Source organism: Cupriavidus sp. SIMBA_020 (assembly GCF_046535395.1).
In the GTDB taxonomy this organism is placed as follows: Bacteria; Pseudomonadota; Gammaproteobacteria; order Burkholderiales; family Burkholderiaceae; genus Cupriavidus; species Cupriavidus campinensis.
This window is the reverse complement of the sequence record NZ_JAWRWU010000875.1, coordinates 1-262: the sequence shown is the minus strand read 5'-3', so window position 1 is coordinate 262 and position 262 is coordinate 1. Positions and strand designations below refer to the sequence as shown.

The 262-nt window shown below is 67.6% G+C and carries 1 pseudogene; it reads right to left on the bottom strand.

Annotated features, from left to right (window positions below):
• Positions 1 to 230: pseudogene (locus SB751_RS31910) on the bottom strand (lysozyme inhibitor); the annotation flags it as partial.
• Positions 231 to 262: the final 32 nt, after the last annotated feature.

Here is a 262-nt window from a genome sequence, read left to right as displayed (position 1 = left end):
ACGAACAGCATCTGCTGCCCGTTGACCGGCACGAGCGCGAAGCTCTGGCCGTTGCCGGCGCGCCAGTACGACACGCGCAGCGGCTGCTTCTCGTTCGCGCATTGGTACACGGTCGGCTGGCGCGCATCGGCGTCGATCTCCTCGACGGTCAGTTGCGCCGCATGCGCGGCCGAAGCAGCGGAAACGGCGGCGCCGGCCAGCGCCAGCGCGACGAAGGTTTGGCGAATCATGCTGGTCCTTGGATGAGACGGTGAGAACGCAC